The organism is Streptomyces sp. NPDC026092, assembly GCF_040638605.1.
Taxonomy (GTDB): Bacteria; Actinomycetota; Actinomycetes; order Streptomycetales; family Streptomycetaceae; genus Streptomyces.
This window is the reverse complement of the sequence record NZ_JBEZYN010000002.1, coordinates 182,713-207,849: the sequence shown is the minus strand read 5'-3', so window position 1 is coordinate 207,849 and position 25,137 is coordinate 182,713. Positions and strand designations below refer to the sequence as shown.

General features: G+C 70.6%; 18 protein-coding genes. 6 read left to right on the top strand and 12 right to left on the bottom strand.

Annotated elements, in window-relative coordinates; all coding sequences use genetic code 11:
• Nucleotides 1-17: 17 nt before the first annotated feature.
• The 4 genes from AB0F56_RS03590 to AB0F56_RS03575 all read right to left on the bottom strand — a co-directional run bounded on the left by AB0F56_RS03590 (nt 18) and on the right by AB0F56_RS03575 (nt 5,334).
• Nucleotides 18-1,616 carry an alpha/beta hydrolase gene (locus AB0F56_RS03590; RefSeq protein ID WP_362003500.1) on the bottom strand — a complete coding sequence of 533 codons (1,599 nt, stop codon included), beginning with the start codon at nt 1,614-1,616 and terminating at the stop codon, nt 18-20.
• The gene (locus AB0F56_RS03585; RefSeq protein WP_362003498.1) at nt 1,613-3,142 is read right to left on the bottom strand and encodes an alpha/beta fold hydrolase; all 1,530 of its coding nucleotides are present in this window, start codon (nt 3,140-3,142) and stop codon (nt 1,613-1,615) included. Before AB0F56_RS03585 ends, AB0F56_RS03590 begins: the two co-directional genes overlap by 4 nt.
• A 303-nt stretch (nt 3,143-3,445) precedes the next feature.
• A complete protein-coding gene (gene dnaN, locus AB0F56_RS03580) occupies nt 3,446-4,549 on the bottom strand; it encodes a DNA polymerase III subunit beta (RefSeq protein ID WP_362003496.1) in 1,104 nt (367 codons plus the stop codon).
• A 173-nt stretch (nt 4,550-4,722) separates the two neighbouring features.
• On the bottom strand, nt 4,723-5,334 hold the full coding sequence (locus AB0F56_RS03575; protein WP_362003495.1) for a YceI family protein: 612 nt from the start codon (nt 5,332-5,334) through the stop codon (nt 4,723-4,725).
• Between the two features lie 243 nt (nt 5,335-5,577).
• On the opposite strand from AB0F56_RS03575, the gene AB0F56_RS03570 reads away from it, so the two are divergent.
• The 3 genes from AB0F56_RS03570 to AB0F56_RS03560 all read left to right on the top strand — a co-directional run bounded on the left by AB0F56_RS03570 (nt 5,578) and on the right by AB0F56_RS03560 (nt 11,445).
• Nucleotides 5,578-9,417, top strand: coding sequence for an endo-alpha-N-acetylgalactosaminidase family protein (locus AB0F56_RS03570; protein ID WP_362003493.1), 3,840 nt, complete (start codon nt 5,578-5,580; stop codon nt 9,415-9,417).
• Nucleotides 9,418-9,642: 225 nt separating this feature from the next.
• The gene (locus tag AB0F56_RS03565) at nt 9,643-11,226 is read left to right on the top strand and encodes an acyl-CoA carboxylase subunit beta (protein ID WP_362003491.1); all 1,584 of its coding nucleotides are present in this window, start codon (nt 9,643-9,645) and stop codon (nt 11,224-11,226) included.
• Nucleotides 11,227-11,241: 15 nt separating this feature from the next.
• Nucleotides 11,242-11,445, top strand: a complete 204-nt coding sequence (locus tag AB0F56_RS03560) for an acyl-CoA carboxylase subunit epsilon (RefSeq protein ID WP_362003489.1) — start codon at nt 11,242-11,244, stop codon at nt 11,443-11,445.
• Nucleotides 11,446-11,614: 169 nt separating this feature from the next.
• Here the strand turns inward: AB0F56_RS03560 and AB0F56_RS03555 are convergent, their stop codons facing one another.
• The 8 genes from AB0F56_RS03555 to AB0F56_RS03520 all read right to left on the bottom strand — a co-directional run bounded on the left by AB0F56_RS03555 (nt 11,615) and on the right by AB0F56_RS03520 (nt 22,054).
• On the bottom strand, nt 11,615-12,196 hold the full coding sequence (locus AB0F56_RS03555) for an ATP/GTP-binding protein (protein WP_050791473.1): 582 nt from the start codon (nt 12,194-12,196) through the stop codon (nt 11,615-11,617).
• The gene (locus AB0F56_RS03550; protein ID WP_362003487.1) at nt 12,177-12,737 is read right to left on the bottom strand and encodes a DUF742 domain-containing protein; all 561 of its coding nucleotides are present in this window, start codon (nt 12,735-12,737) and stop codon (nt 12,177-12,179) included. Before AB0F56_RS03550 ends, AB0F56_RS03555 begins: the two co-directional genes overlap by 20 nt.
• Before the next feature lie 93 nt (nt 12,738-12,830).
• Nucleotides 12,831-13,244: a roadblock/LC7 domain-containing protein gene (locus AB0F56_RS03545; RefSeq protein WP_005311461.1), complete on the bottom strand. Its 414-nt coding sequence runs from the start codon at nt 13,242-13,244 to the stop codon at nt 12,831-12,833.
• A gap of 7 nt (nt 13,245-13,251) precedes the next feature.
• Complete coding sequence (locus tag AB0F56_RS03540) at nt 13,252-16,503, bottom strand: nitrate- and nitrite sensing domain-containing protein (protein ID WP_362003485.1); 3,252 nt, start codon at nt 16,501-16,503, stop codon at nt 13,252-13,254.
• Between the two features lie 339 nt (nt 16,504-16,842).
• A complete protein-coding gene (locus AB0F56_RS03535; RefSeq protein WP_362003483.1) occupies nt 16,843-17,424 on the bottom strand; it encodes an ATP/GTP-binding protein in 582 nt (193 codons plus the stop codon).
• Complete coding sequence (locus AB0F56_RS03530) at nt 17,405-17,812, bottom strand: DUF742 domain-containing protein (RefSeq protein ID WP_147979834.1); 408 nt, start codon at nt 17,810-17,812, stop codon at nt 17,405-17,407. The genes AB0F56_RS03535 and AB0F56_RS03530 overlap by 20 nt, the downstream gene beginning before the upstream one ends.
• Before the next feature lie 141 nt (nt 17,813-17,953).
• Nucleotides 17,954-18,367 carry a roadblock/LC7 domain-containing protein gene (locus tag AB0F56_RS03525; RefSeq protein WP_030325548.1) on the bottom strand — a complete coding sequence of 138 codons (414 nt, stop codon included), beginning with the start codon at nt 18,365-18,367 and terminating at the stop codon, nt 17,954-17,956.
• A gap of 9 nt (nt 18,368-18,376) precedes the next feature.
• Nucleotides 18,377-22,054 (bottom strand): nitrate- and nitrite sensing domain-containing protein, encoded by a 3,678-nt coding sequence (locus AB0F56_RS03520; protein ID WP_362003481.1) that lies wholly within the window; start codon nt 22,052-22,054, stop codon nt 18,377-18,379.
• 540 nt (nt 22,055-22,594) lie between these two features.
• Between AB0F56_RS03520 and AB0F56_RS03515 the strand changes: the two genes are divergently transcribed.
• The 3 genes from AB0F56_RS03515 to gltX all read left to right on the top strand — a co-directional run bounded on the left by AB0F56_RS03515 (nt 22,595) and on the right by gltX (nt 25,132).
• Entirely contained in the window at nt 22,595-22,783 is a 189-nt protein-coding gene (locus AB0F56_RS03515; protein WP_362003479.1) for a hypothetical protein, read from the top strand.
• Nucleotides 22,784-22,881: 98 nt separating this feature from the next.
• Nucleotides 22,882-23,667, top strand: coding sequence for a fumarylacetoacetate hydrolase family protein (locus AB0F56_RS03510; protein WP_362003477.1), 786 nt, complete (start codon nt 22,882-22,884; stop codon nt 23,665-23,667).
• Nucleotides 23,660-25,132 (top strand): glutamate--tRNA ligase, encoded by a 1,473-nt coding sequence (gltX, locus tag AB0F56_RS03505; RefSeq protein WP_362003475.1) that lies wholly within the window; start codon nt 23,660-23,662, stop codon nt 25,130-25,132. Before AB0F56_RS03510 ends, gltX begins: the two co-directional genes overlap by 8 nt.
• The last annotated feature ends 5 nt before the right edge of the window (nt 25,133-25,137 follow it).

The window sequence follows — 25,137 nt, the reverse complement described above, 5'->3', positions numbered from 1 at the left end:
CGGAAGTCCCCTCACCCTCACGGTGCGATCTCGAACTCGGGTGGCTGGAGACCGGCGAGGCAGCTCGTGTCCGGCGCGCTCGGACGGTCGAAGAACGAGACGGTCATCTTCTGCGCGCACGTCGAGTCGGCGAAGACCACGTGGGCGACGTACGGGACCTCCACGGCGAGGGAACGGCTCAGCGTGCGGGCGGCGTACGGTCCGCTGCTCGGCGCGGTCTGGGAGTCGAACCCTCCGGACAGGACCAACGTCGGGATGTCGCTGCGGGTCACGTCCCGGATCGAGGGCGGTGCCGGGGGAATGTTCCAGGCCCGGCAGTCCGCGTGCATCCAGCTGAGCAGCGGCGCGTTGGCCAGCACCGAGCGGGGGAACGACGGGAACGCGCGCCGTCCGGCCCGGATCACGTCGGCCTCGCTCTCGAACGGTGTCCACTCGCTGCAGAAGACGCCGAAGACGAGTCCGTGGGAGACCCTCCCGATGGCCTGCGGGCTGAGCTTTCCGCCCGCGTACTGCTCGGCGATCCGCTGCGGGTTGCCGTGTGCCAGTTCGTCGATGGAGCGGGGCACTCCGGCCGCGAGATGGCTGGCGAAGGTCAGCCAGTTCACCAGGAGCCCGCCGTCCAGCGTGACCTTCACCGGCTCGGGGTGGCCCGGAACGGTGACGGTGGTGGTGACCGGTCGGGCCTCGAGCTCGACCACGAGACGCTCGAAGGTGGCCTTGAGGTTCGGATAGCGGGTGTTGCAGGCGGGCTGCGCCGCGCAGGTCGCGAAGATGCTGTCGAAGCCTTCGCGCGCGGCCTTCCAGGTCACGGCCCCGCCGGCCAGGGACGGGGGCAGGACCCCGTCGATGCCGACCGACCGGATGCCCTTCGGGTGCAGGCGCATGTACTGGAGCGCCAGGTCGGTGCCGTAGGAAATGCCGAAGACGTTCCACTGCTTGATGCCCAGTGCCTTGCGCAGGCCGTCGTAGTCGGCGGAACTCTCTGTGCCGTTGTAGGCGCTGAGGTCGGCCCCGCGGCTCACCAGCTGCTCGCGGCACTTCCGCGTTTCCTCCACGTGCAGGCGTCCGGTGGACGGCGCGCCGAAGACGAGATCGAGGGAGTTCGCGACGAACTCGTCGACGTTCCGGCAGGTGAGCTCCGGATCGGCCGAGTAGGTCCCGCGCTGGGACATGAAGATCACGTCGCGGTCGCGGTTCAGGCCGCCGGCGAGCGCCATCGGGATCTCGGAGACCGCGTCGTCGCCGGGTCCGCCGGCCAGCCACACGATCGGGTCCGGTGCCGGTCTGCTGGTGGCCGCGGGGATGATCGCGACGGCGAGGGTGATCTTCTTCTGCGGCCCTTTGTGCCGTGATCGCTTCTCGGGCACGGTGAGCGTTCCGCAGCGTGCGCGCTCCAGATCGGGGATCGGGTCCGCCGTCCTCGGGCAGGGGCCCGGCTTGAAGTGGGCGTCGCCCGCCTTCCGGGCGACGGTGCCGATCGGCGCTCCGTCTCCCGACTCGGCTCTGGCGGGCATCGCGGCCAGGCCGATGACGAGGGCACCGGCCGTGGCTCCGGCCAGCGCGGCAGGGAACCGGCGCGAGGCGCGCCGGTGTCGGGGTGGGCTGATGGACGTCATGCTCTCTCCGGTTCAGGGGTGATGGTGAACGGACCCGGTGCGAGTCCCGCCACGCATCTGGTGTCGGGCGAGGTCGGACGTGCGAGGAAGGAAGCCAGGACGCTCTGCGCGCACGGCGACTGGGGGACCACGAAGTGGCCGATCCCGGGAATCTGCACGGCGGTCGAGCGGGGGAGCGTGCGGCCGGCGTACGGCCCCCAGCTCGCGCCCGTCTTCGCGTCGAACGTTCCGGAGATGATCAGCGTCGGCACCTTGCTGAAGGTGGTCACCCGCTGGATCGCGGTGCGGTCGGGAACGTTCCAGACGCGGCACAGGTCGTACTGGAAGGGCAGCTGCGGCGCATGGGCAAGGACGGTGTCCGGCCACCCGGGGAAGGCCCGGCGCCCGGCCTCCAGGATGTCGGACTTCGTGAAGCCCGGTGCCCACTCGGCGCACACCACCGAATGCGTCAGACCGTAGGCCTGGGGGACGTCGGGCGTCCCCGCGCCGGCGGCCTGTGCCTGCGCCAGGCGTTCCGGATTGCCGCGGGCGAGTTCGTCGAGCGCCGCGGGGACCACGGCGGCCGGCAGGGCGCCGCCGTTGGTGACCAGCAGGTTCACCAGCGTGCCCCCGTCGAGGACGACCTTCACCGGGCTGCCGCCCCCGGGCGGCTGCACCGTCAGCGTCAGGGGGTTCGCCTCGAGGCGCCGGACCTGCTCGGTGAGCGTGCGGGAGAGATTCGGGTAGCGGCTCTTGCAGCTCGGCTGGGCCTCGCACGCCGCGAAGATCGTGTTGATCCCCTCCTGGGCGCTGTCCCAGGCCCACGACAGGCTCACGATCTGTGGCGGCACGACCGAGTCGATGGTCACCGTACGGACCCCGTCGGGGTGCCTGCGCAGGTACGTGAGGGCCAGGTCGGTGCCGTAGGAGTAGCCGTAGACGTTCCACTTCTCGATGCCTAGCGCCTTGCGCAGGTCGGCGAAGTCGGCGGCGTTCTCGGTGGTGTTGTAGCTGCTCAGCCGGACTCCGTCGGCCGTCAGACGGTCCCGGCACTCCTTCGCCGCTCGTACCAGGAGCCGTCCGGTCGAGGGCGCGTCGTAGGGCAGTCCGACGGCGCTCGCGTTGAACCGGTCGATCTCGGGGCAGGCGAGGTACGGCTCTGCATAGGGCCCGCCGCGCTGGGTCATGACGATCAGGTCGCGATCCCGGTTCACGCCGGAATCGATCAGGAAGGGGATGGCCCCGATCGCGTCGCCGCCGGGACCCCCCTCCATGAACACCACCGGATCCTCGGCCGGTTTCGTCGACGTGGCCGGAATGATGGCGACGGCCAGCTTGATGGTCCGTCCACCGCGGTGTTGCCTGTTCTCGGGCACCTCCAGGACCCCGCACCGTCCGGGGATCTGTTCGGGCGCCTCCGGGCAGGGGCCGGGTACGAACCGCGCCGGACCGCCAGGACGGGGTCCGGTGAGGGGTGGCGACTCGGCCGTGCTCGGCGTCGGAGCGACCGCGCCGAGAAATGCCAGACCGGCCGCGACGAGTGCCACTCCGGTGGGCGACCTCCGGGAGCGTCTCCATGCGTCGGGGCGCCGCGCCCGCCTCCGTACCGACCTGCCGCTCCCGCGAGCGAACGGCAGGCCGTCTGTTCTGATGCCCTGTTCGGCCATGTGATCCCGTCTCTCTGACGTCCCCCTCCCGTCCCGGCCGGGACGACGCCGTGTGGTTCTGCCCGCCGCCTCCGTGATCGCGGCGGGCAGTGCGTACGACAGCGTGGGACTGCGCGGAGACGTCCACCACTGGTGGGGCGCCACTTGGGCGTGGGCATCACCCGGGTGATCAGAGAGCGGGGCTCACACCAGGGGCTTCACCGACATCAGCAGGTGCTGGTGGATCCCGTCCGCCCGGTCCGTGATCAGGGCGCGCTGGCCGGGGCCGAGCAGGTGGAGGCGGACGGAGTCGGTGTCGAAGGAGCCGAGCGCGTCGAGCAGATACCCGGGGTTGAACGCGACCGTCATCGTCTCCGCCCCCTCCAGGGCCGCCGCGAGCCGCTGCGAGGCGATGTCGTCCTCGTACCCGGCCTGGAGGTGCACGGCGTCGCCGGTGAAGGCGAGCTGGACCGGGCTGTCGCCCTCCGCGACCACCGCGACCCGCTTCACGGCCTCGACCAGCGGCGCCCGCTCCGTCACGGCGACGGCGTGCTCGCCGAGCGAGAACAGCTTGTCGTGGCGGGGGAGTCGGCCGTCGAGCAGCCGGGTCGTCGTGCGCGTCCCCTCGCTCTCGAAGCCGATCGAGCCGCCGTCGAGGGCGAGCCGGACCGTCCCCGCGGCCGAGGCGAGCGAGCGGGCGATCTCGGTCAGCCGCCGCGCGGGCACGACGACATCGGCCCCGGTCTCGCCGTCGCCCTCCGGCTTCCACTCCAGCGTCCGCACCGCGTACCGGTACCGGTCGGTCGCGGCCAGCGTCATCGTCGTACCGTCCAGGGCAAGCCGGATCCCCGTGAGCACCGGCAGCGAGTCGTCCCGGCCGGCCGCCACGGCCACCTGCCCGACCGCCGCCGCGAAGGCCTCGGCCTCCACCACGCCCCGGAACGCGGGCAGTTCCGGCTGCGCCGGATAGTCGTCCAGCGGCAGCAGCGAGAGCCCGAAGCGGGCGTCCCCGCCCGTCACCGAGAGCCGCGCCCCCTCGATCGCGCCCTCCACCGGCCCCCTGGGCAGCACCTTGCAGATGTCGAGCAGCCGCCGCCCGAGCACCAGCGCCCGGCCCTCCCGCACGGTCTCCGCCTCGACGTCGATGCGCGCCGACGCCTCGTAGTCGAGCCCGGAGACCCGCAGCCGCCCGTCTCTCACCTCCAGGAGCAGCCCGCCCAGGACGGGCACGGGCGACCGCGCCGGAAGCACCCGCGCGGCCCAGGCCACGGCGTCGGTCAACTCACTGCTGTCGATACGGAATTCCATGCCCCGACGCTAGCGGCCACCACTGACAACGCCCGGGCGCCGCCGCAGCGCCGAGCGCCCCACCCCCGACCCAAAGCCGAGCGCCCGCCCCCGCCACAACGCCGAGCGCCCGCCCTCCGTCGGAACGGAGAGGCGGGCGCGCTCGTGTGTACGGGCTGTTCAGCCGCGAAGGATCAGGCGGCGGCCTTGATCGCGGAGATGTCGAAGTTCAGCTTCACCTTGTCGCTGACCATCACACCGCCGGTCTCCAGCGCCGCGTTCCAGGTCAGGCCCCAGTCGGAGCGGAGGATCTCGGCCGAGCCCTCGAAGCCGACGCGCTCGTTGCCGTAGGGGTCCGTGGCGGTGCCGTTGAACTCCAGGTCGATGGAGAGCGGCTTCGTGACGTCCTTGATCGTCAGGTCTCCGGTCAGGCGGTACTTGTCGCCGCCCAGCTGCGCCGCCTCCGTCGAGCGGAAGGTCATCAGCGGGAACTGCTCGGCGTCGAAGAAGTCGCCGCTGCGCAGGTGGCCGTCACGGTCGCCGATGCCGGTGTCGATCGAGGCGATCTTGACGTCGATCGAGGCGGAGGAGGCGCCCGGGTTCGAGCCGTCCAGGTTCAGCGTGCCCTCGTGCTCGGCGAAGGAGCCGCGCACGTTGGTGACCATCGCGTGACGGACGGTGAAGCCGATGCTGCTGTGCGCCGGGTCGATCGTGTACTGACCGGTCAGGCCGGCCAGCGCCGGGTCGACGGGGAGGGTGGCGACGGCGACGGCGGTGTCGTTGGTCTTGCGGCCGAAGATGCCCATGACGTGCTCCTTGGGGGACGGAGTTCCGGAGGGGTGCCGGAGGGGGTCCGGACCCGGTTTCCAGTTCGTTGAACCTTCAACGAGAACTACCGTAGCGCTATTCCGTTCAACTTTCAACATCTCTGGTGGGGATCCGCGAGATGTCCACTCGCTTGGACTAACCGCACGCCGTTCTTGGACTGCCAGGGCCCCCGGGCCGCGATCTCGTTGACGGTGCTCGCCGCACGGGCCCAACTAGTCCCCATGCCCCTCCCCAAGTCGCGAAGAATCCGTGCCGCCTGCGCGCTCGCCGCAGCGTCGTCCGCCGTGTTCGCCCTGTCCGGACCTGCCCTCGCGCAGGAGGAGAGCGTCGCGGACGCCACCGCCGAGAGCCTCATCCGCTCCGACCGGCTCTCCGTCGCCGTCGCCCAGGACTTCCCGCGCGTCCTCTCGTACACGGACCGCGCCACCGGCGCCCGCCTCCTCGGCAGTACGGCCCCGGTCACCCAGGTCGTCCTCAACGGCACCGCCCACGCCGTCCGCGTCATCGGCGCCCCCGTCCTGACCGGCACCTCCGCCGCGTACACCCTGGCCTTCCCGGACCTGCCGGGCGTCGAGATCGACGCGCGCCTGAGCGTCAGCGGCCGGGCCACCACCTTCAAGGTCACCGCCGTCCGCGACACCGAGGCCTTCCGCGTCGGCACGATCGACATACCCGGCCACGACCTGGTCTCCGTCGGCTCCTCCGACGCCGGCGCCGAGACCGCCTTCACCCGGCTCGACCCGGACTCCACCCGTACCGCCGACGTCTTCGCCGACATCACCGACGCCACTCCCGCCGAGGCCGCCGCCACCGGCGCGAGCTACGCGATCGTCAACACCGGCTCCCTCGCCGCAGCCGTCGAGTCCAACTCCTCGTACGACAAGCCCTCCGGCCAGAGCGCCCGCGACGGCGCCCGCTTCTGGCACCAGGCCCGCAAGAACGGCACCGAGACCCGCGTCGGCGTCTGGTCGGGCCAGTGGACCTACCGGGGCGAGGGCGCCCCCGCCCCCGAGAGCGGCGCGAACCTCCCCTGGGCCAAAGTCGTCGTCACCCCCGACGCCAACGCCGACGGGAGGACCGACTGGCAGGACGGCGCGCTCGCCTTCCCCGCCATCGGGATCAAGGCCCCGGGCAGCGACGCGACCCCGGACCGGGTGATCGCCCACATCCCGTTCAACTTCGCCTCCAACGCCACCCACCCCTTCCTGCGCACTCTCGACGACGTCAAGCGGATCTCGCTGGCCACCGACGGACTCGGCCAGTTCGCGCTGCTCAAGGGGTACGGCTCCGAGGGCCACGACTCCGCGCACCCCGACTACGGCGGCAACTACAACAAGCGCGCCGGCGGCCTCGCCGACCTCAACACCCTCCTGAAGGAGGGCAGGAAGTGGGGCGCGGGCTTCGGCGTCCACGTCAACGCCACCGAGTCGTACCCCGAGGCCAAGAACTTCAGCGAGACGCTCGTCGACAAGACCAAGCCGGGCTGGAACTGGCTCAACCAGAGCTACTACATCGACCAGCGCCGGGACATCAACAGCGGCGACCTCGCCCGCCGCTTCCAGCAGCTCCGCGACGAGACCGACTCGAACCTGTCGATGCTCTACATCGACGTCTACTACACGCACGGCTGGATCGCCGACAAGACGATGCAGGCCGTGCAGGGGCAGGGCTGGAACGTCGCCACCGAGTGGTCGGAGAAGTTCGAGCGGGCCTCGCTCTGGTCCCACTGGGCCAACGACCTGAACTACGGCGGCGCCACCAACAAGGGCCTCAACTCCCAGATCGTCCGCTTCATCCGCAACGGCGAGAAGGACGTCTGGAACAACCACCCGGTCCTCGGCCAGACCGCCCTGGAGGACTTCGAGGGCTGGACCGGCGAGACCGACTGGAACCACTTCTACGCCAACATCTGGCAGAAGAACCTGCCCGCCAAGTACCTCCAGCAGCAGCGGATCACCCGCTGGAACGGCAACGACCTCACCTTCACCGGCGGGGTCCGCGGCACCGTCGAGGACGGCCGCCGCGCGTTCTACGAGAACGGCCGCAAGGTCCTCGACGGCGAAAACTACCTCCTGCCCTGGGACGGCGGGAAGAAGCTGTACCACTACAACAGGAGCGGCGGGCGGACGACCTGGGCGGTCCCCGCCGGCGCCCGCTCGTACACCGTCCACAAGCTCACCGACAACGGCCGCGTGAAGACCGCGACCGTCCGGCCGGTCGACGGGACGATCACGCTCGACGCCGTCGCCGGTCAGCCCTACGTCCTCTATCCCGACCGCGCCCCCGAGCCCCGCGACCCGCGCTGGGGCCAGGGCACCCCGGTCGACGACCCCGGCTTCAACGACGAGCGGCTGCGGGCCTGGTCCAAGACCGGCACGGTCGCCCGTGACACCGACGACCAGGGCCGCAACAGCGCCGCGCTCACCGGCTCCGCCGCCGCCTCCGTCCAGCAGCGGATCACCGGCCTCACCCCCGGCACCCGCTACAGCGCCTCCGCGCTGATCGAGGTCGAGCCCGGGAAGACCCGCCCGACCACGCTCTCCATCGGCGGGAGTTCCGTCACCGTGGAGCGCTCGGCCGTCGAGGACCGGGTCGCCGCCTCCGACTGGAACGGCACCCGCCTCCAGCGCGCCAAGGTCACCTTCACCGCGCCCGCAGGCGGCTCCACCACCCTCAAGGTCCAGGCCGCGATCGGCTCCGACGCCACCGTCCGGATCGACGACGTCCGGATCGTCGCGAACAACCCGGCCACCAAGCCCGGCGCCCTCGTGTACGAGGACTTCGAGGCCGTCGACCAGGGCTGGGGCCCCTTCCTCAAAGGCGACTCCGGCGGTACGACCGACCCCCGCACCCACATCGCGCAGCTCCACGCCCCGTACACCCAGTCCGGCTGGAACGGAAAGCTCGTCGACGACGTCGTCGGCGGCGCCGAGTCGCTGAAGTCGCACGACGAGAACAGTGGTCTGGTCTACCGCACCGCGCCCTGGACGGTCCCGATGAAGGACGGGCACAGCTACCGGATCGCATACGACCACCAGTCCAGCCACGCGGGCGCCTACGAGTGGGTCACCGGCTACGACCGTGCGGACGGGACCTCGGTGGAGACCCGCCGTACGCCGCTCGGCCGGCAGCGCACCACCGGGCACTTCTCCGAGACCGTGACCGCCGGCTGCGGCGACACCTGGACCGGGCTGCGCAAGCGCGCCGACGCCCCCGACGGCGCCGACTTCGTGCTCGACGGCTTCACCGTCACCGACCTCGGCCCCGCGCCCGAGAAGGCCGCCTGCGGCACGCTCGCCCTGGCCGCCCCGGAGACCCTGGAGCCGGGCCGTCCGAACCAGGTCACCGCCACCTTCACCAACGACGAGAGCGCCGCCGTCTCCGGTGCCTCGGCCGCCCTGGAGCTGCCCGCGGGCTGGACCGCCGAACCGGCCGCCCCGGTGGCCCTCGGCACGGTCGCCGCAGGCGCCAAGGCGACCGCGACCTGGCAGGTCACACCGCCGGCGGACGCCGCCCACGAGCCGTACGCCCTCGGCTCCACGCTCACGTACACCGTCGGGGGAGAGGCGCGGAAGCTGACCGCCGCCACCACGGTCCGCACGCTGCCCCCGGCGCCCACCGCCGACAGCTGGGCGAGCGACCTGGAGTGGACCTCGGCAACGAACGGCTGGGGGCCGGTCGAACGCGACGGCTCCAACGGAGAGACCGGCACCGGCGACGGCTCCCCGCTCAAGATCGGCGGCGTGACGTACGCGAAGGGCCTGGGCACCCACGCCCCGGCCAAGGTCCGCTACTACCTGGGCGGGAAGTGCACCTCCTTCACCGCCGAGGTGGGCGTGGACGACGTCCAGACCACGCGCGGGACGGTCAGCTTCAGCGTCCTCGCCGACGGTACGGAGAAGGTCGCGTCCCCGGTCCTGAAGGCGACGGACCCGGCCTGGTCGCTCACCGCCGACGTCACCGGAGCCGCCTACGTCGAGCTGGTGGCGGGCGACGGCGGAGACGGCAACGGCAATGACCACGCGGACTGGGGGAACGCGCGCTTCCACTGCGCCGGCTGACCGGACAGTGGGCGAAGAGCGCCCCACCGCACCTGTACGGGTACGGTGGGGCGCCCGACGTCCACCGCCCACGCCTATGTGGAGAACCCACAAAGAGAAGGGCCCTCGGGCTGTCGACTCGGTCCGTATCGATCCCGGTTCTGTCCTACTCCACCAGGATTCGGCTCAGGAGACTGTACGGAGTCGACGGCGGGATTTCCTTGGTCGACTTCGTAGGGTCAGTACATGACCGTTGTGGACCAGATCCCGAGCGAGCCGACCGACGCCCGAGGCCGTGTGGCCGAGCTGCACGCCCTGCGCGAGGAGGCCCGGCGCGGGCCGAGCGAGCGGGCGACCGAGGCGCAGCACGCCAAGGGCAAGCTCACCGCTCGCGAGCGCATCGAGCTGCTGCTCGACGCCGGTTCCTTCAACGAGGTCGAGCAGCTGCGCCGGCACCGCGCGCAGGGCTTCGGCCTGGAGGCCAAGAAGCCGTACACCGACGGTGTCATCACCGGCTGGGGCACGGTCGAGGGCCGTACGGTCTTCGTCTACGCGCACGACTTCCGGATCTTCGGCGGCGCCCTCGGCGAGGCCCACGCCACCAAGATCCACAAGATCATGGACATGGCCATCGCGTCCGGTGCGCCGCTGGTCTCCCTCAACGACGGCGCCGGCGCCCGTATCCAGGAGGGCGTCTCCGCCCTCGCCGGTTACGGCGGCATCTTCCAGCGCAACACCCGCGCCTCGGGCGTCATCCCGCAGATCTCGGTGATGCTCGGCCCGTGCGCCGGCGGCGCCGCCTACAGCCCGGCCCTCACGGACTTCGTCTTCATGGTCCGTGAGACCTCGCAGATGTTCATCACCGGACCGGACGTCGTCAAGGCGGTCACCGGCGAGGAGATCACCCAGAACGGCCTCGGCGGCGCGGACGTGCACGCCGAGACCAGCGGCGTCGCGCACTTCGCGTACGACGACGAGGAGACCTGCATCGCCGAGGTGCGCTACCTCCTGTCGATGCTGCCGCAGAACAACCGCGAGAACCCGCCGACCGTGGCCTCCGAGGACCCGGCGGACCGCCGCTCGGAGGTCCTGCTCGACCTGGTCCCGGCCGACGGCAACCGCCCGTACGACATGCACAAGGTGATCGAGGAGCTCGTCGACGAAGGCGACTACCTCGAGATCCACGAGCGCTGGGCCCGCAACATCATCTGCGCCCTGGCCCGTCTCGACGGCCAGGTCGTCGGCATCGTCGCCAACCAGCCGCAGTCCCTCGCGGGCGTCCTGGACATCGAGGCCTCGGAGAAGGCCGCCCGTTTCGTCCAGATGTGCGATGCTTTCAATATCCCGATCGTCACCCTTTTGGACGTGCCCGGCTTCCTGCCCGGCGTCGACCAGGAGCACGGTGGAATCATCCGCCACGGCGCGAAGCTGCTGTACGCGTACTGCAACGCGACCGTGCCCCGGATCAGCCTGATCCTGCGCAAGGCGTACGGCGGCGCCTACATCGTCATGGACTCCCAGTCCATCGGCGCCGACCTGACGTACGCCTGGCCGACCAACGAGATTGCGGTGATGGGCGCCGAAGGTGCCGCCAACGTCATCTTCCGCAAGCAGATCGCCGAGGCCGAGGACTCCGACGCCATGCGGACGCGCATGGTCAAGGAGTACAAGGCCGAGCTGATGCACCCCTACTACGCGGCGGAGCGCGGACTGGTCGACGACGTGATCGACCCCGTAGAGACGCGGGAGGTCCTCATCAGGTCCCTCGCCATGCTCCGCACCAAGCACGCCGACCTGCCGTCCCGCAAGCACGGCAACCCGCCTCAGTAAGAGGAGCCCACCCAAGTGACCACGCCTGCCACAGCCAACCTTCTCCGTGTCGAGAAGGGCCACGCCGACCCCGAGGAGCTGGCCGCGATCACCGCCGTCCTCCTCGCCCGCGCCGCCGCCCAGCCCGCGGACGACTCCACGCCGTCCGGCCGCTCCACGGCCGGCTGGCGCCGCCTGGAGCGCGAGAACGGCTTCCGCGCCCCGCACAGCTGGCGCTGACCCGCAGCACGACGAAGGCCCCGTCTCCACCCGGAGACGGGGCCTTCGCCGTACGGCCGACCGGTTCGAACGGTCCCGTCGTACCGCCGCCCCGTTCTGGGTACGACGAAGGGCCCGCAGCACCTGAACGGTGCGGCGGGCCCTTTCGTACGGGCTGACCGGCGGAGGCCTACCGCAGGCGGGCCATCAGCGCGTGCTCCACGAGCGTGATCAGCGCGCTCTTGGCGTCCGCGCGGTGGCGGGCGTCGGTGGTGATGATCGGCGTGTCCGGGCCGATCTGGAGGGCCTCGCGGACCTCCTCCGGGTTGTACGGCTGGTGGCCGTCGAACCCGTTGAGCGCGATGACGAACGGCAGGCCGCTGTTCTCGAAGTAGTCGACCGCGGGGAAGCAGTCGGCGAGACGGCGCGTGTCGACCAGGACGACGGCGCCGATGGCGCCGCGCACGAGGTCGTCCCACATGAACCAGAAGCGGTCCTGACCCGGCGTACCGAAGAGGTACAGGATCAGGTCCTGGTCCAGGGTGATACGGCCGAAGTCCATCGCGACAGTCGTCGTCGTCTTGTCGCCGGTGTGCGTGAGGTCGTCGATGCCCGCGGACGCAGACGTCATGACGGCCTCGGTACGCAGCGGGTTGATCTCCGAGACGGCGCCGACGAACGTGGTCTTGCCCACGCCGAAGCCACCCGCCACCACGATCTTCGCGCTGGTGGTTGAACGGGCCGCGCCGCCGCTAGAGCTTGCGAAGTCCACTGAGCACCCTTTCGAGCAGTGTCACGTCTGGCTGACCGCCGGCGGCCTCGTCGCCGCCGGGCTGGTGGATGGCGACAAGTCCGGCCTCCGCCAGGTCGGCGACGAGAATCCGGGCTACGCCGAGGGGAATGGAGAGAAGTGCCGAGATCTCGGCGACCGACTTGATCTCGAAGCACAGTCGGCAGATCCGCTGGTGCTCGGGCAACTGCCCCTGCAGCCGGGCCGGATCGGCCGTCGTACTGACCAGCGCCTCGATGGCGAGCTGGTATCGCGGCCGGGTCCGGCCGCCGGTCATGGCGTAAGGGCGCACGAGCGGGTTGTGGTTCCCGCTCCCGCTCTGGCCACCGCGCGCGCCGCCCGGGTTCCGCTGGGCAGCGGGCCCACCCGTCGGCTGCTGCTGCGCCTGCGGGTGCTGGTAGGACTGCTGGACGCCCTGTCTGCTGGGGGCAGAGGGGAAGTTGAACCGGTTCTGCGCCGTGCCGTCTGCCTGCGCGTGCGCGTCAAAACCGTTGTACGGGTGTCCGCCCGGGGGTGTCCCCACGTCTCCTCCTCCGACTGCCTCGCGGTCCATGTCCCTGTGGAGCCGCGCCACCGCACCTTACGGTGCGGTGGCGTGAAACGCACTGTCTGTCTGTTAGTTGAGAAGACTTCCCTGAAGTTCCGCCCGGAGGTCAGGAGTCAGGACACTGCCCGCACGGTCGACCAGCAGAGCCATCTCGTAGCCCACGAGACCGATGTCGGCCTCCGGGTGCGCGAGCACGGCCAGCGAGGAGCCGTCCGAGATCGACATGATGAAGAGGAAGCCGCGCTCCATCTCCACGACGGTCTGGTTGACCGCGCCGCCCTCGAAGATGCGGGACGCGCCCGCGGTCAGCGAGGTCAGCCCGGAGGCGACGGCCGCCAGCTGGTCGGCACGGTCCCGGGGGAACCCCTCGGACATCGCCAGCAGGAGTCCGTCGGCGGAGACCACCACCGTGTGGGACACCCCGGGGGTGTTGTCCACGAAGTTGGTGATCAACCAGTTCAGATTCTGCGCCGCCTGGCTCATGCTCACACTAACGCTCCTGGTTGTAGGTACTGCCCGGGCCGAGGCCCGATCCGTTCGTGTCCGTTCCCGCGCTGCGTCCCTGCTGGACACCGCGGCGCAGGTTGCTCAACCTGCCCCGGACGTCCTCGGGGGATCGGGAGACCTGAGGGCCGCCCTGCGGGGTCTGCTCCGCCGTGCCCTCGACCAGATTGGCCTTGGGAACCCGCTTCGGAAGTCCGGAGGAGGTGACCCCGCCGGCCTTCGGGTCGCGGAGCTTCTCGGCCCGCTGCCAGCGCTCGTCGTTCGTCGAGCGCCATTCGTCGGAACCGTCGGCTTCGTTCTGCCGGGCCTGCGCCGTCTCCTGGACCGGAGGCTGCACCGGCTGCTGGGCCGTCTGCCGCGTGGGCTGCGGGCCCTGCCCGGCGGTGCTGCCGCGGCGCGGCAGACCGGCGTCGGTCAGCGCGTGGCCGGCGTCCGGGGTGGGGTTCGGAGTCGAACCCGGACGGTCGAAGCCTACGCGTTCGGCGGCCGGTTCGGGAGCGCTGGGAACAGATTCCGCTTCCGCTCCGTAGCTCTGCTCGTAGCCGCCCTGATACGCGCCCTGACCGGGCCACTCGGCTTGCTGGCCCTGGGGCTCGTAGCCGTGCTGGTACGCCCCCTGGTCGGCCTCACGATCCGGGTAACCGGATTCCGCATAGCCGTTCTCGGAGTAGCCGCCGACGGGCTGGCCGTAGCCGTCGTAGCCCTGCTGGGAGTAGTCGTAACCGTCGTGCTGCTGGGCCTGCTGGGGCTGGCCGTAGTCGCCCGCGTACTCCTGGGCGTACTCCTGACCCTGCTGCCCGTACTCCTGCTGCTGCCCGTAGTCCTGCTGGCCGTACTCCTGCTCCTGGGGCGCGTAGCCCTGGTGCGCGGGGTCGACCTCGTCACGGAACAGCGGACGCTCACCGCCGTGCGCCTGTGACTCCAGGGCCGCTCGGCGCTCCTCGCGCTGCAGCGAACGGTTCACCGGGTCGAGCTGGCGGTCGTCCGTGGGCTGCTCGTAGCGGGAGTCGTCGAAGCCGAGCTCCGCGGCGGTCCGCATCTGCGGCTGCACCGGCTCGAAGGCGTGCTGCTGCTGGTGCGGGATGATCTGCGAGACCGTGAAGTCGTTCTCGGGCAGCTGCTCGCCGCCACCACCGTGGGTGATCGCGTCCGGCAGCATGACGAGCGAGGTCGTACCGGCCTGCTCGCCCGAGGGGCGCAGCTGGACGCGGATGCCGTGCCGGTCGGCCAGACGGCCGACCACGAACAGGCCCATGCGCTGCGAGACGGCGGCGTCCACGGTCGGCGGGTTGGCCAGCTTGTGGTTGATGTCCGCGAAGTCCTCGGCGGTGAGGCCGATGCCCTTGTCGTGGATCTCGACCATCACGCGGCCGTCGGGCAGCCGGGTCGCGGTGACGCGGACCTTGGTCTGCGGGGAGGAGAACGTGGTGGCGTTCTCCAGGAGCTCGGCGAGCAGGTGCACGAGGTCGGTCACGGCCTGGCCGTGGATCTCGGCCTCCGGGACACCGGCCAGCTCGATGCGCTCGTACTGCTCCACCTCGGAGGAGGCGGCGCGCATGACGTCGACCAGGGGGACCGGCTGGTCCCAGCGGCGGCCCGGCTCCTCGCCGGCGAGGACCAGGAGGTTCTCGCCGTTGCGGCGCATACGGGTGGCCAGGTGGTCCAGCTTGAAGAGGTTCTCCAGCTGGTCCGGGTCGGCCTCGTTGTTCTCCAGGTCGGTGATGAGGGTCAGCTGGCCCTCGATCAGCGACTGGTTGCGGCGCGAGAGGTTGGTGAAGATCGCGTTGACGTTGCCCCGGAGCATGGCCTGCTCGGCGGCGAGCCGGACGGCCTCGCGGTGGACCTGGTCGAAGGCGCGGGCGACCTCGCCGATCTCGTCCTGGGTGTCGATCGGGATCGGCTGGACACGGGTGTCCACCCGGCCCGGCTCGGTCCGGGAGAGCTGGTCGACGAGCATCGGCAGGCGCTGCTCGGCGACGGCGAAGGCGGCGGTGCGCAGCTCGCGCATCGAGCGGCTCATCTGCCGGGCCATCATCCCGGCGAGGATGAAGGCGGCGAGGAGCGCGACGACGGTGATGCCACCGGTGACGTAGGCGTCGGTCTGGGCGTCCGAGGAGATGTCGGCGGCCTCGGCCACGGCCTTGTCGACGAGCTCCTTCTCGATCTCGGTGTAGCCGTCGAACTTGCCGGTCGCCACGGCCAGCCAGGTGTCGGACGTGATGCCCTTCTTCTGAAGGTCCGCGATCGCGTCGGCGTCCTTGGCGGAGCCGATCTCCTTGGCCATTCCGGTGAAGACGGAGCCGTCGGGGCCCTTGGGCAGGGTGATGCCGGCCGCCTGCATCTTCTTCTCACCCTCGGCGGCCTTGCCGGCCATGACCTGCTTCAGCCGGTCCACGTCCGCCTGGGTACCGCCGGAGTTGTACTCGCCGAGGGCGATCTGCTCCAGGTAGTTGTACGAGTTCAGCGCCACCGACTGCTGGGCGAAGACCGCGTCCGTCTTGCTGGGCCGGACCAGGAGCTGGGTGCCGATCGAGCGCTGGAGCGACGCGGCGCCCTTGGCGAGCTGGATGGCGTAGAGCGTACGGCCGTAGGCGGTCACGTTGGTCGTGCCGAGACCGAGCTCGTTGGAGAACTCCATCAGGTAGTGCTGGACGCCGGTGTAGCCGAGCTGGGTGTTCACCGGGTCGAGGGCCGTGGTGTACGCGACCTTCCGGAGCTGCTCGAGCTTGGGCTCCTCGTCCTGGAACAGCCGCAGGCGGCGCTCGAGGCCCTCGCCCTCCGGCATGTTCTTGATGGCCTCGTCGAACTTGACCTTGGCGGCGTCGGTGGCGGCGTACGCCTTCGTCACCTCGTCGCTCTTGCGGTCCTCGGCGGACTTGGCCGTCAGCAGGGGAGCGGCGGTCAGGTCACGCTCGTCGAGCAGCGCCTGGCTGTACTCCGAGGCGGCGCGCACGATCAGCGCCGTCTTCTCGGCGTTCTGCGCCTCCTGCCAGGTGTTGATCGCCCCGTTCACCTGGAAGCCGCCCATGACCAGGCCGACGAGCACGGGTATGAGGAGGATCGCGTTCAGCTTGGTCGGTACCCGCCAGTTGCGCGGGGACAGCTTGCTGGAGCTCCCCTTGCCGCTGGGGGCCGGGGGCGTCACGGGCACCTCGGCGGGCGCCGTCACCATGCGTGCCGGCGGCGTGAAGTTGCCCCGCGCCTGCTGCTCCGCGGAGCTTTCCTTGCTTCGCCTCACTCGACCAACAACCTCTCGGCGTCGGCACCTACGTTGTGCCGGTGTTTCGTTCAGGGCCGTACTACTCGGGAGTTCATGAATTGCAGCACGTGAAAGGGCTCCCTTCCAAACAGCCCTGAGCTTCGGTTTTCAACGGCCAACCGCCCAGATAAAACGGGCATAAAGAACGAGCCCCGCCAAAAGGCGGGGCTCAGGTGAGCGCTGTGGTACCGATCGGATGCGTCGGGTGGCCGAGGCGCCGCAATTCTCATTCGAAACGTTATGAAGGGGGAGGCGGACCGTGGCAAAGGACACAGGCCGCCTCCCGAAGGGCGTACGACAACTTCCGTACGCGTGTCCCTACTTGAGTCGTGCCATCAACGCGTGCTCCACGAGCGTGATCAGCGCGCTCTTGGCGTCCGCGCGGTGGCGGGCGTCGGTGGTGATGATCGGCGTGTCCGGGCCGATCTGGAGGGCCTCGCGGACCTCCTCCGGGTTGTACGGCTGGTGGCCCTCGAACCCGTTCAGCGCGACGACGAACGGCAGGCCGCTGTTCTCGAAGTAGTCGACCGCCGGGAAGCAGTCGGCGAGACGGCGGGTGTCGACCAGGACGATGGCGCCGATGGCGCCGCGCACGAGGTCGTCCCACATGAACCAGAAGCGGTCCTGACCCGGCGTACCGAAGAGGTACAGGATCAGGTCCTGGTCCAGGGTGATACGGCCGAAGTCCATCGCCACCGTCGTGGTGGTCTTGTCCCCGGTGTGCGTGAGGTCGTCGATCCCGGCCGAGGCCGAGGTCATCACGGCCTCGGTACGCAGCGGGTTGATCTCGGACACGGCGCCGACGAACGTGGTCTTGCCCACGCCGAAGCCACCCGCCACCACGATCTTCGCGCTGGTGGTCGACCGGGCGGCACCGCCGCTAGAGCTTGCGAAGTCCACTGAGCACCCTTTCGAGCAGTGTCACGTCCGGCGTGCCGCCGGCCTCTCCGTTGCCCGGCTGGTGGATGGCCACCATGCCCGCCTCCGCCAGGTCGGCGACGAGGATCCGGGCCACACCGAGCGGCATCGACAGGAGCGCCGACACCTCCGCCACCGACTTGACCTCTCGGCACAGGTGGCAGATCCGCTGGTGCTCGGGAAGCAGAGTGGCGAGATGCGCCGGGTCGGCCGTGGTGCTGACCAGGGCCTCTATGGCGAGTTGGTACCTCGGCCGGGTCCGGCCGCCGGTCATGGCGTAGGGCCGGACCAGCGGCTGGTCGCCCTCATGTCCGTACGACTCGTCGAGGGAGGCGCCGTACGGATCGTGAGAGGCGGGGGGCGGGGTCATGAATCCTCCGGGCGTGACGGCACGAGGTCATGCCGTGCGATGGGGCCGGTGGGGGGCCGGGTGGGGCGGCCGGACGGTTTCTGGTGCCCAGGGCGGTACGGAGGGGCGTACCGCCCTGTCACTACGTGCAACGGTACGGGGCTAGTGCAGCAGGCTGCCCTGGAGCTCCGCACGGAGATCCGGGGTGAGGACACTGCCGGCCCGGTCGACCAGCAGCGTCATCTCGTAGCCCACCAGGCCGATGTCGCACTCCGGGTGCGCGAGCACGGCCAGCGACGAACCGTCGGAGACCGACATCAGGAAGAGGAAGCCGCGCTCCATCTCCACGACCGTCTGGGCGACGGGTCCGCCCTCGAAGATCCGGGACGCTCCCGCGGTCAGCGAGGTCAGTCCGGACGCGACAGCCGCCAGCTGGTCGGCGCGGTCGCGGGGGAAGCCTTCGGACATGGCAAGGAGCAGACCGTCGGCGGAGACCACCACCGTGTGGGACACCCCGGGGGTGTTGTCCACGAAGTTGGTGATCAACCAGTTCAGATTCTGCGCCGCCTGGCTCATCGCGCTCAACTAGTGCTCCTGCTGGTGGGTGGGGCCGGTGTGGAAGGTACCCGTGGTGGAGTTGCCCGCCTGACGGCCCTGCTGGATGCCGCGGCGCAGGTTGGTGAGCCGGCCACGGACGTCATCGGGCGCACGCGAGACCTGGGGGCCGGCCGTGTGGGCCTGCTCCTGGGCGGTCCCGGGTACGAGGTTGGCGCGGGGTACGCGCTTGGGCAGTCCGGAGGTGGTGATCCCTCCGGCCGCCGGCTTACGGACCCGCTCGGCCTGGCGCACCAACTCGTCGTTGGGCGAGGTCCGCCAGGAGGCGGGCCCGGCCGGCTGCTGGCCGCCACCGGTACCGGTGCCGCCGCCCTGCTGCTGCGGGGCGGGGCGACGCGGGGCCGGGGGAGCGGGCTGCTGGGACTGCTGCGGCTGCTGCGGCGCGGCCTGCGGCGCCTGCTGGCCGTGGCCGCCCTGGCTCTGGTTGAACCAGTTGGTCTCCAGCGTGTCGTACAGCGGGGTCCGCGCGTCGGCCGAGTTACCGGCCGGCGGCAGCGCCTCGGGCTGACGGGGCTGCTGGAGCTGGGGCTGCTGCGGCTGCTGGGGCAGGTTCCCGGCCGGGCGCGGCGCGCCGTAGTCGTTGCCGCCGCGCTGACGCGGAGCCGGCTGCGGCTGCTGCTGGTACGGCTGCTGGGGCTGCTGCTGCTGACCGAAGTCCGGGCGCGCGAACTGGGCGGTGGACGCCGGGTCCTGCGGTCCGGGCTGGTACGCCTGCGGGGCCTGCTGCGGCTGCTGCTGACCGAAGTCGGGGCGCGGGAACTGGCCCGTGGAGCCCGGGCCCTGAGGCGCCGTCGGACGGGCGAACTGGCCCGTGGTCTCCGGCTCCTCGTGGCCGCGCGGGGCGTCCAGCGGCGTCATGTCCTGCTGCGGGCGGCGGACCGGCTGCGCCTGCTCGTTGCCCCAGCTCGTGGACTGCGGGCGCTGCTGCTGCGGGTTGCTCCCGGGCAGCTCGGCGCGCGGGAAACCACCCTGAGCGGGACGGTCGCCCTGCGGGGCCTGGTTGCCCGGGCCCTGCTGGCCCTGGTTCTGCCGACCCTGGCTGTTCTGGCCCTGGTTGCCCTGGCCGCCCCAGACGTCCGTACGGGACGGGATGGCGCTCTGCGCGCCGCCGAAGCCGCCGGCGCCGAGGCCCGGCCGCTGCTGCTGCGGATCCGGGGAGATCTGCGGCATCTGCGCGGTCTGGGAGTTCTGCGCGTTCTGAGGCTGGGGCTGCTGCTGCGGGGCTTGGCCCGGCGCCCGGTCCTGCGGACCGTTCTGGCGCGGTGCGCCGTCCCGGCCGGGCAGCGCCGCGCGCGGACCGCTGCCCGCGCCGACCTGACCGCGGGCGGCACCGGCTCCGGCGGCGAGCCGGCCTGCGGCCGACCCCGTCGGAGCGCCGCCGAGGCCCGGACGGGCACCGGTTCCGGGGCCGCCGGCCGAACCGGGACCACCGGTCAGGCGGCCACCGGGAGCGGACGGAGCCTGGCCCATGGCGCCCTGGCCACCGGCGCCCGGCTTGGGCGCGGGCTTCTTGCCGCCGTGGGCGACGTCGACCGGGAGCATGACGAGCGCGGTGGTGCCGCCGGAGTCCGAGGGGCGCAGCTGGATGCGGATGCCGTGTCGCAGGGACAGGCGGCCGACCACGAACAGACCCATGCGGCGGGAGACGGAGACGTCCACGGTGGGCGGCGAGGCGAGCCGCTCGTTGATCGCGGCGAGGTCCTCGGGGGAGAGGCCGATGCCGGTGTCGTGGATCTCGACGAGCACGCGGCCGTCGGGCAGCGCGTGACCGGTGACGCGGACCTTGGTCTGCGGCGAGGAGAACGAGGTGGCGTTCTCGAGCAGCTCGGCCAGGAGGTGCACGAGGTCGTTGACGACGCGTCCGGCGACCTCGGTCGCGGGCACGGCGGCCAGTTCGATGCGCTCGTACTGCTCCACCTCGGAGGCGGCGGCACGGAGCACGTCGACCAGCGGGACCGGCCGGGTCCACCGGCGGCCCGGCTCCTCACCCGCGAGGACGAGGAGGTTCTCGCCGTTACGGCGCATGCGGGTCGCGAGGTGGTCGAGCTTGAAGAGCGAGGAGAGCTGGTCCGGGTCGGCCTCGCGGGACTCCAGCTCGGAGATGAGCGAGAGCTGACGCTGGATGAGGCCCTGGGAGCGGCGCGAGAGGTTGGTGAACATCGCGTTGACGTTGCCCCGGAGAAGGGCCTGCTCGGCGGCGAGGCGGACGGCCTCGCGGTGCACGTCGTCGAAGGCCGCGGCCACCTGGCCGATCTCGTCCCGGGAGTGCACACCGACGGACTCGACGGAGGTGTCGACGTCCTGCGGGTCCGACTCGGAGAGCTGCTTGACGAGCTCGGGCAGTCGGTCCTGGGCGACCTTGGTCGCGGTGTCCTGGAGCCGGCGCAGCGAGCGGATCATGGACCGGGCCACGACGAAGGCGCCGACGAGCGAGACGCCGAGGACGAGCAGGATCAGCGCACCGTTGATGATCGCTTCGCGCTGCGACTCGGCGCGCAGCTCACGGGCCTTGGTCTCCATCTTGTCGAGGAGGTCGGCCTCGATGACGGTCATGGCCTGGATCTTGGTGCCGTACTCGTCGGTGAAGTTCAGGTGACCGCGGGGGATGCGGTCGGCCATGCCGGAGTCGATGGACAGCACGCGGTCCGCGTACTTGTCGGCGGCGTCGATCGACGGGTTGCCGGTGGTCAGCGTGGACGTCAGGGAGTCGGCGTCGCCGCCCGCCGACTCGAAGATCGTCTGGAACTGCTTGAGCTGGACCTTCTCGCCCTGCTGGGCCGCGTAGCCGTAGAGACGGTCGCCCGGCTCCAGCTTGCCGGCTCGGCTGTCGTTCGACGGGAGGGCCGCGGCGATGATCGCCTGCTGGACGGAGGCGTACTCCTTGGCGGACGAGAAGGCCGCGAGGGCCCGGGTCCGCTTGATCATCTCGGGGTTGCTGGTCGCCTGCGCCATGTCCTGGGAGAGGCTGAGCAGCGAGCGGATGAGCCGGCTGTACGCCTCGACCGTCACCGACTTGGCGACGCCGCTCTTGTACGCCTCCTGGCGGATGCCGCCGATCTGGACGACCTGGGAGGCGATCTGGCTGACGTTCTGGCGGATGCTCTGCAGCGCCTCGTCGCCCTCGGTGGCCGGGATCTCCGCGGTGGCGTCCATGAACGCCTTCTGGGCCCGGTCGGTGTTCTTGCGCTTGCTGGAGACCTGGTAGTCGTTGGCCGACTTGCCGTTGGACAGCGGTCCTGCGGAGAGGTCACGCTCGTTCTGGAGGGCCTTGGCGAGGTCGGTCGCCTCTTCGGTCAGCTTGGTGAGCAGCTGCATGTGGTCGAGCTGCTCCATGTCCTGGAGCGACTCGCTGATGCGGATGCCGCCGAGGCTGGTCGCCGCGACCACGGGGAGGGTCAGCAGCGCGACCAGGCGCGTGGAGATGCGCCAGTTGCGCAGGGCTATTCGAGGCCCGACCTCGTTCTCGGCCCGGGGCTTCTTCTTGGCGGCCGGGGCGGTGGACTCGGAGGAGGCGTTCGCGGTGCCGTTGCGCGTGGCTCCGTCACCGCCTTCGCCGGCCGGACCCTGGTTCGGGTTCTGGGCGCGGTCGGTCCCGGCGCGAGGCTCCTGCTCGGCAGCAGCGCTGTCCCTCTTGAATCGTCCCTGCACTAGCGTCGCAACCTCTGGACCAGGCGTCCTTCCGCGTGAACGGAGTGGACGGTGTCGGCGTCTCGGGGCGCGAATGCGCCCCCGTGGTGGTCGTCGATGACCGGCGCAGTTCCCCCTTCCCCGCCGCTCACCCGGCGCTGCGTTGCGCCCCCTGCGCGCCGGCTCCAAACCGCGGCGGTGCGTGGAATTCCAGCACAGTGCTCGATCTCCAACAAGGGCCACGTGTCCGCGCACGGGTCGCATGACAATTCGTGCACAGCATGTCACCCCATGTAGAAGATGATCATGGAGGAATCGGACTTATTACCTCCAAAGAGTCATGCAGTGCTGGTGTCCCAGTCGCCATGATCAGGAGCGGAATGCAGCATTCAGTGGTGCATTGTCCGATTCCGTGACCTCGAATGGCAGTCCGTAATGCCGGGATTGTCACCGCATTGGTGAGCAAACTCACACCCGGATCGTTGTCTCCCCCATGCATTCGAAGGGAAGGAGACGTTTAGCCTGACGCTTTACAAACCATCCGCTCTGTAAAGGCGCCCGATGAAGACGACGATGCTGCTCCGCTCCACGGCCAACCCCCGCCGCACCACCCTCGCCCACCTCGAGGACGCCGAGCAGCTCGGCCGCGGCGCGCAGCCGGAGCACGCGCTCGATCTCCCCACGCAGACGGCCAACCCCCGCCGCACGGTCCTGATGACCGCCCCCGAGGCGGCGCAGCCCGCGCTGTAGGGCAGCCCGCACAGTAATACGCCGGCGGCCGCCCCTTGCCGCGTTAGCCTGGAGCGTCAGACTCCAGCCAGTGACCCAAGTGAGGGGCGACAGCACTCGTGCGCATCGCCAGATTCTCCATCGACGGCAATGTCGCCTTCGGCGCCGTCGAGGGCGAGGGAACCGTCGAGTCCGGCGGCCTCGTCCTCGACATCATCAAGGGCATCCCGTACACCGACTTCGAGCTGAGCGGCACCAAGGTCCCGGTCAGCAAGGTACGGCTCCTGCCGCCCGTGCTCCCCAACAAGATCGTGGCCATCGGCCGCAACTACGCGGAGCACGCCGCCGAACTCGGCAACGAGGTCCCCGACGTCCCGGTCGCCTTCTTCAAGCCGACCACGTCCGTGATCGGCCCCGGCGACGCCATCGAGTACCCCTCCTTCTCGAACGAACTGCACCACGAGGCCGAGCTGGCCGTGGTCATCGGCCGCATGTGCCGCGAGGTCCCGCGCGAGCGGGTCAAGGACGTCGTCTTCGGCTACACCTGCGCCAACGACGTCACCGCCCGCGACGCGCAGCAGCGCGAGAAGCAGTGGGCCCGCGCGAAGGGCTTCGACACGAGCTGCCCGCTGGGCCCCTGGGTGGAGACGGAGCTCGACCCGAGCGACCTCACCATCCAGGCCACGGTCAACGGCGAACAGCGCCAGCTCGGCCGCACGAGCGACATGATCCGCTCCATCGAGGACCTGGTCGTCCACATCACCGAGGCCATGACGCTGCTCCCCGGCGACGTCATCCTCACCGGCACTCCGGCCGGGGTCGGCCCCCTCAACGTCGGCGACGAGGTCGCCGTCACCATCGAAGGCATCGGCACTCTCACCAACAAGGTGATCAAGCGTGGCTAACGCGATCCGCGTACGTTTCTGTCCCTCCCCGACCGGCAACCCCCACGTGGGTCTGGTCCGCACCGCCCTCTTCAACTGGGCCTTCGCCCGGCACAACCAGGGCACCATGGTCTTCCGCATCGAGGACACCGACGCGGCCCGCGACTCCGAGGAGTCGTACCAGCAGCTGCTCGACTCGATGCGCTGGCTCGGTCTCGACTGGGACGAGGGCCCGGAGATCGGCGGCCCCCACGAGCCGTACCGCCAGTCGCAGCGGATGGACATCTACAAGGACGTCGCCGAGCGGCTGCTCGCCGGCGGGTACGCGTACCACTGCTTCTGCACCGCCGTGGAGCTGGAGGTCCGCCGTGACGCGGCCCGCCTGGCCGGCAAGCCCTCCGGTTACGACGGCACCTGCCGCAACCTGAGCGCCGAGCGCATCGAGCGCTACCGCGCCGAGGGCCGCGAGTCGATCGTCCGCTTCCGGATGCCCGACGAGCCGATCACCTTCACCGACCTCGTCCGCGGCGAGCTCACCTTCACCCCGGACAACGTCCCGGACTACGGCATCGTGCGCGCCAACGGCGCCCCGCTGTACACCCTGGTCAACCCGGTCGACGACGCCCTGATGGAGATCACCCACGTCCTGCGCGGCGAGGACCTGCTCTCCTCCACCCCGCGCCAGATCGCGCTCTACAAGGCGCTGATCGAGCTGGGCGTCGCCAAGGAGATCCCCTCCTTCGGCCACCTGCCGTACGTGATGGGCGAGGGCAACAAGAAGCTCTCCAAGCGTGACCCGCAGGCCTCCCTCAACCTCTACCGGGAGCGCGGCTTCCTGCGCGAGGGCCTCCTGAACTACCTCTCCCTCCTGGGCTGGTCGTTCTCGGCGGACCAGGACATCTTCACCATCGAGCAGATGGTCGAGAAGTTCGACATCGCCGACGTCAACGCGAACCCGGCGCGCTTCGACCTGAAGAAGGCCGAGTCGATCAACGCCGACCACATCCGCATGCTGGACGTGAAGGCCTTCGCCACGGCCTGCGAGCCCTGGCTCCAGGCCCCGCACGCCAACTGGGCGCCGGAGGACTTCGACGCGGCGGCCTGGGAGCGGATCGCCCCGCACGCCCAGACCCGCCTCACGGTCCTCTCGGACATCACGGCCAACGTGGACTTCCTCTTCCTTCCCGAGCCGGTCTTCGACCAGCCCTCGTGGGACAAGGCCATGAAGGGCGAGCCCGCGGCCCTCCTGACCACCGCCCGCGCCAAGCTGGAGTCGGCCGACTGGAACGACCCCGAGTCGCTCAAGAACGCCGTCCTGGCCGCCGGTGAGGAGCACGGCCTGAAGCTCGGCAAGGCCCAGGCCCCGGTCCGCGTCGCCGTCACCGGCCGCACGATCGGCCTGCCCCTCTTCGAGTCCATGGAGATCCTGGGCAAGGAGAAGAGCCTGGCCCGCATCGACGCGACGCTGGCGAAGCTGGCCGCGTAGCGGTT